Origin of the sequence: Pseudoalteromonas sp. T1lg24 (assembly GCF_002964745.1) — a bacterium.
In the GTDB taxonomy this organism is placed as follows: Bacteria; Pseudomonadota; Gammaproteobacteria; order Enterobacterales; family Alteromonadaceae; genus Pseudoalteromonas; species Pseudoalteromonas spongiae.
In genome coordinates, this window is sequence record NZ_PQCB01000016.1 from 676,903 (window position 1) to 685,843 (window position 8,941).

Annotated in this window: 5 protein-coding genes and 4 tRNA genes; 7 read left to right on the forward strand and 2 right to left on the reverse strand. The window is 40.0% G+C overall.

Annotation, left to right across the window (positions count from 1 at the left end; genetic code table 11):
• Positions 1 to 130 precede the first annotated feature (130 nt).
• Positions 131 to 3,277 (reverse strand): HD domain-containing phosphohydrolase, encoded by a 3,147-nt coding sequence (locus C2M30_RS10485; protein WP_105171595.1) that lies wholly within the window; start codon positions 3,275 to 3,277, stop codon positions 131 to 133.
• Positions 3,278 to 3,361: 84 nt separating this feature from the next.
• Complete coding sequence (locus tag C2M30_RS10490) at positions 3,362 to 5,095, reverse strand: DEAD/DEAH box helicase (protein WP_105171596.1); 1,734 nt, start codon at positions 5,093 to 5,095, stop codon at positions 3,362 to 3,364.
• A 205-nt stretch (positions 5,096 to 5,300) separates the two neighbouring features.
• Here C2M30_RS10490 and C2M30_RS10495 point away from each other — a divergent pair, with 205 nt between their 5' ends.
• From C2M30_RS10495 to C2M30_RS10525, 7 genes are all read left to right on the forward strand, one after another.
• Complete coding sequence (locus tag C2M30_RS10495; protein WP_105171597.1) at positions 5,301 to 5,915, forward strand: 50S ribosomal protein L25/general stress protein Ctc; 615 nt, start codon at positions 5,301 to 5,303, stop codon at positions 5,913 to 5,915.
• Positions 5,916 to 5,934: 19 nt separating this feature from the next.
• Positions 5,935 to 6,525 (forward strand): aminoacyl-tRNA hydrolase, encoded by a 591-nt coding sequence (pth, locus tag C2M30_RS10500; protein ID WP_010560394.1) that lies wholly within the window; start codon positions 5,935 to 5,937, stop codon positions 6,523 to 6,525.
• Positions 6,526 to 6,557: 32 nt separating this feature from the next.
• Positions 6,558 to 7,649, forward strand: a complete 1,092-nt coding sequence (gene ychF / locus C2M30_RS10505; RefSeq protein WP_038641060.1) for a redox-regulated ATPase YchF — start codon at positions 6,558 to 6,560, stop codon at positions 7,647 to 7,649.
• Positions 7,650 to 8,366: 717 nt separating this feature from the next.
• Positions 8,367 to 8,443 (forward strand) — tRNA-Met (locus C2M30_RS10510).
• A 110-nt stretch (positions 8,444 to 8,553) separates the two neighbouring features.
• Positions 8,554 to 8,638 (forward strand) — tRNA-Leu (locus C2M30_RS10515).
• Between the two features lie 48 nt (positions 8,639 to 8,686).
• A tRNA-Gln gene (locus C2M30_RS10520) sits at positions 8,687 to 8,761 on the forward strand.
• Positions 8,762 to 8,856: 95 nt separating this feature from the next.
• Positions 8,857 to 8,941, forward strand: a tRNA-Leu gene (locus C2M30_RS10525).

An 8,941-nucleotide genomic window follows, 5' to 3' on the forward strand; every position in this document is an offset into this window, starting at 1 on the left:
TTGCAGATATAGCTAAACACACCAAAAGCCAAGCGAAAAATTCGACCATGAGCTATCTAATTTTCAACACATTTAATAATGCATTCGCTTTGTTAACATACTCACGCAGTTATAAAACCTATATCATAGGCTATAAGTATTTAGTTAAATCAATCTCATCAATTTGTTCTTTTGGCATATACTTTTGTGCATATTGTTTATACACGCCAGAGCGTAAAAAGAGCTTAAACACTTCAATATCAACATGCTGATCGAGTGACATTTTATGCAAAATATCAATCGCCACACTAAGGGGTTTTGCCTTTTTATACGGTCTATCGGATGCGGTAAGTGCTTCAAATATATCTGCAAGTACCAAAATACGCTCGGGAATTGATAAATCATCCCCTGTTAACTTGCGTGGATACCCCGTTCCTTTAAGTGTTTCATGGTGAGTAGAGGCATAACGTGGCACATTCGATAATTCACATGGGAAAGGCAACGAATCAAGCATTTTAATTGTGCCGATAATGTGCTCGTTAATAATAAAACGATCTTCCGCGGTCAGTGTGCCACGGCCAATTTTAAGGTTATACAACTCGCCTAAATTCGCTTTATACTCAGGCACTTCAATATTGATACCTAAATGAGGCGCATACTCAACCGCCTGCTCTCGTTTGATGATGTGACCTTCTTTATCAGCTAATAAGTGCTCAGTAATTGGCAATACGTCATCAGGTTGATCATTCTTTAACTCTTCAAGCGGTGATAATCCTTTTTTATCACTGAAATGGCGCAGCCATGTACGTTTTGCGATTTCTTCTAAGCGCGTTATTTTGTCTTCTTCCATAAATTCGCCACCTTGGTTAATTTTGGCAACAAATTCGTACTCTTCGTAAAGCGCTTGCTGAGTAGCATTTAGCTCAAGTTGTAATTCGCTTTCGCGTTCTGGTTGTTGCTGCAACTGCTTATAAAAACTAATTTCTGCGTCGCGTAATAAGACTTCAAAACGCATTCTTATTTCGTGAATACGGTTATAAATACATTCTAACTTAGTACCTTTATCAACAATGTGCTCTGGCGTTATTATTTTGCCGCAATCATGTAACCATGCAGCTAATTTGAACTCTCGTTTTTTATCATCGGTATCCAGTTTAAATGCTTTAAAGTGAGGTTCGTCGCAATCACTCGCATGACCCACAAGCATAAGGCCCAGTTCTGGTACACGGTTGCAGTGGCCGGCTGTGTAAGGTGATTTATCATCGATTGCTTGCGCGATTAATTTTACAAAGGAATCGAGCAATTCTGCTTGTTTTGCTTCATGTTCTTGAATAGATTCGGCCATTTGATTGAGCGACTCAAACACATCGTCAATTTCTTTAATAAAGCTATGCTCAACGTCGATTGCGTTATATTTTCGTTGTTTTATTTTTGTATTCTCAGCACTTAAACGGCGCATTGCAGCGACAATGGGACTCGCAACAAAATAGGTTAATGGCATTAACAAACATAAAATAATAGTTGTCACGATTATTGATTTAGTGACATAGCTTAGCCCCTCTGAATACGCGAGCTTAGTGGGGATCAGCAAGGCTAAGTAATTTTGTTCTTCTGTACCAAGCGTTGTAGGTGCGATAAAAAGTAAATAGTCGGTATTTTCAATTTCGATAACTTGTAAGCGATTGTGGTTAGCATTGTCTTTTGACAGAGTAATTAATTGCTTATAAGGCACAACCGTTGAGGCATCCACGGCCTTAGCGCTTCGGTCAAACGTTAGCCACTGCTCAGATAAATAAGCAAGTTCCTGTTGCGTTACATTTTCAAGTGCAAAGTTTAGCAGTTCAATAATTTTGTTGTCTTTTGCCACCATACGAAGGTGTGTATCAAAACTTAATAAGCTCGCATCAATATTTGTATGAAATTGCAGCCCGTCAATAAAAAACATCTTCGCCGTATAAGCTAATATCAACTGACTATCAATTGCGGCATCTACTGTGTCATTTTTAACTGCTAACAATGCCATTTGTAAGTCGGCTACTTCAACAATGGTGATTTCTGGGTAACTGTGCTTTATTGCTGCAATCAGTGACCAGCCTTCAGGAATGGCTAATCGTTTATTATTAAGATCAGAAAGCGATGAAATCGTCTTGTTTTCGGGTAAGGTTGCAAGTGTCAGTGGCAAATTAAGCAAAGGTTTAGAGTATACGCCCCATTGTTTATTGCTTAATGTTTGATGCACTGGCTGCAACACATCAATTTTATCATTTTGATACAAAGAAACTAACTCAGACCACGTATAACCATTGATAAAATTAATCTCTAAGTTAAGTTTTTGCCCGAGTAAAGAGATTAATGTTGGTGTATACCCTTTCGGCATACCTGAAATGGAAAAGTCGACCGGCGCCCAATTTATTTCATTACTTACACTAAGAGAGCCAATTTCCTTTACTAATGCTTGCTGCTCGCTAGAAAGCGTTAACGGCTCAACATTAAGCGCTGCGTTATCTTTGCCATTTAAATTGCTGAGCAGTAACTCACCCTGACTATCATAAATATACGCTTCAATACTGTCTGAGTTGCGATTATGCTCAAAGCTGCCATTAAGCTGTTTAGCGATTGTTTGCAATGTTAAGTCAACGGCCACAACATGGTTGGTGCCATGAACAATCTTCGAATAGGTTTGGCCAGAAGCCTGTAAATGATGAAATAGATAAGGTGGGGATTTTACAACACGTTTTGTATTGGCGTTAATAAACCAATGCCTGCTACTTGCATCGTAATCACTCTCTTCAATTTTGCTGTGTCTTACCTGCAATTTATCGTTAAGGTACTCAGTTTTTCTAACTCTTTGTTCACCATCGGTATAAATATGTATTTTAACAAACCGGTCTTCCATTGCGGCATCGAGCTGTTTCCGGACTTTTTGGTTGGTCTCAAGATTAATCAACTCATAAAAATCGCCATTATCAAACCCATAATAAATAGCGTAAAAATCATTATGGTCAATAAGTAAATCGGTGAGAATTTGGTCTGCTTTGCCAACAAGCGTATGACCTTCAATTAACGATGAATATTTAGCGAGTAATGATGCGGTATTTTTCGCAGTATCATCCATTTTTGATACTGATAACTCAACTTGCTTGGCTACTTGTTCAGCAAACTGCTGACTGGCGCTTACCGTAATTTGTTTTGAAAAGTAATATTGTAAGCCAATAGCAACGCATGCAGTAATTACAGCGATTAATAAACAAATAAACGCGAGCGTTACGCGAAAGGTAATTCTAGTACTTGAAAACATCGTCCCTGCCTGTTTTTTTTCTTAGAGTTTAGTTCTATTTTTGAACAAGCGCCAAATACTTATTGTTTGTTTTATATAAATTTTTTATCTTAACTCATGTGCTTTTCTAAATTGCCCTTGGTAGTCAAAAATTCGCTCTACCACTTTATGTTTACCTTTGTCTCGTTTTGCAACCACAAAGTCCGGCACCTTAAGTAATGATTGATTAGTAACGATTGAGTTAGGATTAGAAAAATCAATTTTACTGGTAACACCCACGCGCAAAAACTGCCGTTTAAAATAAAACGACGCTTTGTCTGACGATAAGCTAAAGTATTCGCTCAAGTCAGCACCATCTTCATCATGATAAATCACTTTCAGTCGCTGATTATGTGCTTCTAACTGCATGCCACTGACACGTAATACCAGCGCATTTTTTAAGTTAAGCGCATCACGTAACTTATCATCAGGATCAACAATAGGTTGATGGCACTGATGACACTGCCTCGCGGCAATATCATTTTGTGCGCCACACTGCTCACATTCTTTATAGCGAAAGCGAAAATCACACTGCTCGCTATGCCCCTCGTCTTCTAAGATCCCCTGACAACGACGACCAAAATGCTCTATGACTTTGCCATCACTATCGGTTTTACCCCAAAAGGTGTTAGCAAAACCACAACCGGGGCACAGCACCTGCACGGGCTCACTGTCACTATTAGGTTTAACGCTGCCAACCTCGGGGTGAAATAAATCAAAGCCATTAGCGGCATAATCAATGACCAAGCATTCGGTTTTACCTTCAGCAAGGCGTAAACCCCGCCCCACAATTTGTTGATACAAGCTAACCGACTCGGTTGGCCTTAAAATAGCGATAAAATCCACATGCGGTGCATCAAAGCCTGTAGTGAGTACTGATACATTCACCAAATATTTAATGTCTTTTGCTTTAAATCGACGAATAATTGCATCGCGTTCAGCGTTATGGGTATCACCAATCACTAGCGCACTTTGCGTTTTTGGTAAATATTCAATGATCTCTTGTGCGTGTTGAATGGTTGAAGCAAAAATCATCACACCCTGACATGAGTCAGATAGCTCAAGCACCTGATTAATAATCGCTTTAGTTGCACGCTGATTTTCTTGCAGCAGTTGGTTGAGATCACGTTCGCTAAAACGCCCAAACGCATCTTTACTGAGTGAATCAAAGTCATAGTGCGTGATTGCGGCGTTGATTAATTTTGGTGGCGTAAGGTATTGATGCTTAATCATATACCTTAATGGCAGTTCATAAATGCAATGTTCAAACGGGGCATTTTTATCTCCCCTTACAAAGCCGTGGTAATGAAAACGATAAATAAAACCAAGTCCTAAACGATAAGGTGTGGCGGTTAGACCCAGCACTTTTAACTCAGAGTTCTTCCCTTTTATATGGGCAATCAACTTTTGATATTGTGAATTATCATCGCCAGAGACGCGGTGGCATTCATCGATAATCACCAATGAATACTCGTCATTTAGCGCATCAAGGTTTTGCCCAAGTGACTGAACGCTGGCAAAGGTAACCTGGTGTGCAAGCGACTTTTGTTTAAGCCCTGCCGAATAAACACTCGCTTTTAAGCCAAAACTTTCATATTTTTCATGGTTTTGCTCCACAAGCTCTTTAACATGTGTCACCACCAATATTTTTTTACGTGCAAGACGCGCGAGTTCGGCAATGACTAAACTTTTCCCTGACCCTGTGGGTAATACAATAACCGCTGAGTGATTGCTTTTGCGAAAGTGAGCTAAGGTTTTTTCAACCGCTTCTTGCTGATAAGGTCTTAATTGATAGGGCACGTGATACTTGCTTTGATTATCGAGTTAATCTAATTATGCCATTAGGTTTTGCAATCATGAAACCAGCATTTCACCCTTCGCTTTTTAAAAGTACAATAATGGTTTCTTTTATTAGGTTGCAGTGTTACTATAGCGCGCCTTTTTTAGGTGAGAGCTTTGGTCGCGAAGCTTTCAACATACTTTAATTAAAATATTGGAGACATTCATGTCTAACGAATTATACACATTAGATGCAGAAGTACGTTCTGACTTAGGTACTGGTGCGAGCCGCCGCCTACGCCGTGCTGACAAAGTTCCTGCTGTTCTTTACGGTGCAGAAAAAGAAGCTGTATCTCTTACTCTAGCTCACAACAAAGTGATCAAAGCGCAAGAAGATGAAGGTTTCTACAGCCACATCCTTACTTTAAACATTGGCGGTGAAAAAGTTGAAGCTATCCTTAAAGATATCCAACGTCACCCGTTCAAGCCTAAAGTAATGCACTTAGATTTCCAACGCGTTGACGCTAACCACAAGATCCACACTAAGGTTCCTGTACACTTCCTTAACGAAGAAGCTGCAACTAAAGGCGGTAACACTGTTGCTCACCTTGTAACTGAAATCGAAATCACATGTCTTCCAGCACAACTTCCTGAGTTCATCGAAGTTGACGTTGCTGCGTTAGAAGTTGGTGCAACTGTACACCTTTCTGATATCGCTCTTCCAGCTGGCGTTGTTTCAGTTGAGCTTGCTAAAGGTGCAGATCACGACCAAGCAGTTGTGACTTTAAACGCTCCTAAAGGCGCTGCTTCTGAAGAAGCTTCAGAAGAAGCTGCAGAATAATTATTAAGGTGTTAGCACCTTGAATAATATTCAAATGCTTGTGGGCCTGGCTAATCCAGGCCCCGAATACGCAAAAACCCGTCATAATGCTGGTGCATGGTTCATCGAAGAACTTGCCAAACGTTACAACTGCATTCTCAAACACGATTCTAAACATCACGGCCTAGTTGGCAAAGTGATTATCCAAAATCAAGAATTCAAATTATTGATACCTACTACTTTTATGAACTTAAGTGGTAAAGCGGTCAGTAGTTTAGCCAATTTTTACAAAATTCCTGTTGAAAATATTTTAGTCGCACACGATGAAATGGACCTTGAGCCTGGTATTGCCAAAATTAAAAAAGGCGGTGGACACGGCGGCCATAACGGACTAAAAGACATCATTAGTAAAATGGCAAACCAAAAAGAATTTATGCGTTTGCGAATTGGTATTGGTCACCCAGGTCATAAAGACAAAGTCACTGGCTGGGTACTAGGAAAAGCACCTGCCGCAGATCAAGCTTTAATTGATGATGTGGTGGATGAGGCAGTTCGCTGCATGGAAATACTAGCAAAAGACGGTGTGTTAAAAGCACAAAACAGATTACATACATTTAAACCAGTCGCTTAAGACTGGTTTAACTTAGTTTAAGGTTTATTATTATGGGTTTTAAATGTGGCATCGTTGGTCTACCAAATGTAGGTAAATCAACACTATTTAATGCACTTACGCAGGCTGGTATCGAAGCTGCAAACTTTCCATTTTGTACCATCGAACCAAATACAGGCGTTGTAGCGGTTCCAGATTCACGCCTAGATCAACTCGCTGCTATCGTAAATCCACAGAAAGTACTGGCAACAACAATGGAATTTGTTGATATTGCAGGTCTTGTAAAAGGTGCATCGAAAGGTGAAGGTTTAGGTAACCAATTCCTTGCAAATATTCGCGAGACTGACGCAATTGGTCACGTTGTACGTTGTTTTGAAAATGAAAACATTGTACACGTTGCAGGTCAAATTGACCCTGCGGACGATATTGACGTTATCAACACTGAATTAGTACTTGCTGATATGGAAGCGGCTGATCGTGCAGTGCAACGTAACGCTAAAAAAGCAAAAGGCGGCGACAAAGACGCGAAATTCGAACTCGTTGTGCTTGAAAAAGTGAAAGCGCACCTTGATGAAGGCCTTACACTTCGTTCATTAGAGCTCGAAAAAGAAGAAAAAGCAGCAATTCAGTACATCAACTTCTTAACGATTAAGCCGACAATGTACATTGCCAACGTAAATGACGATGGTTTTGAGAATAACCCATTCTTAGATAAAGTGCGTGAGATTGCAGCACAAGAAAATGCGGTAGTTGTACCTGTATGTGCTGAAATCGAAGCTGAGCTTTCAGAATTAGACGACGAAGACAAAAAAGAGTTTATGGATGACTTAGGCTTAGAAGAGCCAGGTTTAAACCGTGTAATTCGCGCGGGCTATGAATTGCTTAACTTACAAACCTACTTCACTGCTGGTGTTAAAGAAGTACGTGCATGGACTATTCCTGTCGGTGCAACGGCGCCGCAAGCTGCAGGTAAAATCCACACTGACTTTGAACGCGGCTTTATTCGTGCTCAAACTATCGGCTTTGATGACTACATTGAGTTCAAAGGCGAATCAGGTGCTAAAGAAGCAGGCAAAATGCGTCAAGAAGGTAAAGATTACATTGTTAAAGATGGCGATGTAATGAACTTCTTATTTAACGTATAAGAAAATAGTGTTTAAAAAGGCTCGCATTTGCGGGCCTTTTTTCTTTCTACTGGCCCATGCTAGGGCGCCAAGACAGCTTTAATACTAAATTCAAATATTCACCCATCAACTAAGCGTGCTTATCTGAAGCAAATCCCAATTTATCCATCTCACAAACCCTGATTAATTTATTAAACTCAATTTCAGGTGTGTACTCAAAATAGTAAAGCACCTCAACTTAGAAAACCGGTTTTTACTGCAATCAAGGGTTTTGCTCAATGTAAGGCTCATTTTCGTGAAGTAAAAGTGCGCCTCTATTACAAATAAAACTATCGCAAAATTGCGTGATAACAATGCTATAAAGACATTCGTTATCCAGATTTGCAATCACTGGCAACCTTACGGTTGATAATAATGCCACTTTGATATTTAGATATGCTTAAAAGTTAATCTAGCAATATTTCTTAGCGTTGCTATTTTCACTTCTTAACGCAATAAAATACACAGCATCCACAAGTAAAAATGAATGAAGACTTTTAAATATTTAAATTCCAACAGTACGCTTTGTATAATATTTAACTTAAACAACCTTCTGTTTTGCGGTTTTTTGTTCAGTTCGAATAAAAAAAACGCAAACAACTCGGAATATTCATTTTTTTGAAAAAAAGGTGTTGACGGATTTGGGGGTAATCAGCATAATACGCCCCGCATCAGCGATGATGACAACGAACAAAACATGGCTACGTAGCTCAGCTGGTTAGAGCACATCACTCATAATGATGGGGTCCCCTGTTCAAATCAGGGCGTAGCCACCATGTTTTATAACATGCTACCATGGTTTTGTTTAAGTATGCGAAAGTTGCGGGATTGGCCAACGTTTTGAATTAAACGCTGGATTTAGGTTCCAACATTACTAGAGCAATATGCGGGAGTGGCGGAATTGGTAGACGCGCTGGATTTAGGTTCCAGTATCTTCGGATGTGAGAGTTCAAGTCTCTCCTTCCGCACCATGTTCTCGATAAGAACTAAACTAATCGCTTTCTCGAAAGAGTAATCGTTGGAGTATCGCCAAGCGGTAAGGCAGCGGGTTTTGATCCCGCCATTCCCAGGTTCAAATCCTGGTACTCCAGCCAAATCTTCTTAGAGATACCCTATGCGAAAGTAATGGAATTGGCAGATGTCTTGAAATAGACGATGGATTTAGGTTCCATATATACTTAAGTAATATGCGGGAGTGGCGGAATTGGTAGACGCGCTGGATTTAGGTTCCAGTATCTTCGGATGTGAGAGTTCAAGTCTCTCCTTCCGCACCA

What these genes read in the sequence shown, in the direction of transcription:
- C2M30_RS10485 (WP_105171595.1), bottom strand. Translation starts at nt 3,277, where the DNA reads ATGTTTTCAAGTACTAGAATTACCTTTCGCGTAACGCTCGCGTTTATT.
- C2M30_RS10495 (WP_105171597.1), top strand. Translation starts at nt 5,301, where the DNA reads ATGTCTAACGAATTATACACATTAGATGCAGAAGTACGTTCTGACTTA.
- ychF (WP_038641060.1), top strand. Translation starts at nt 6,558, where the DNA reads ATGGGTTTTAAATGTGGCATCGTTGGTCTACCAAATGTAGGTAAATCA.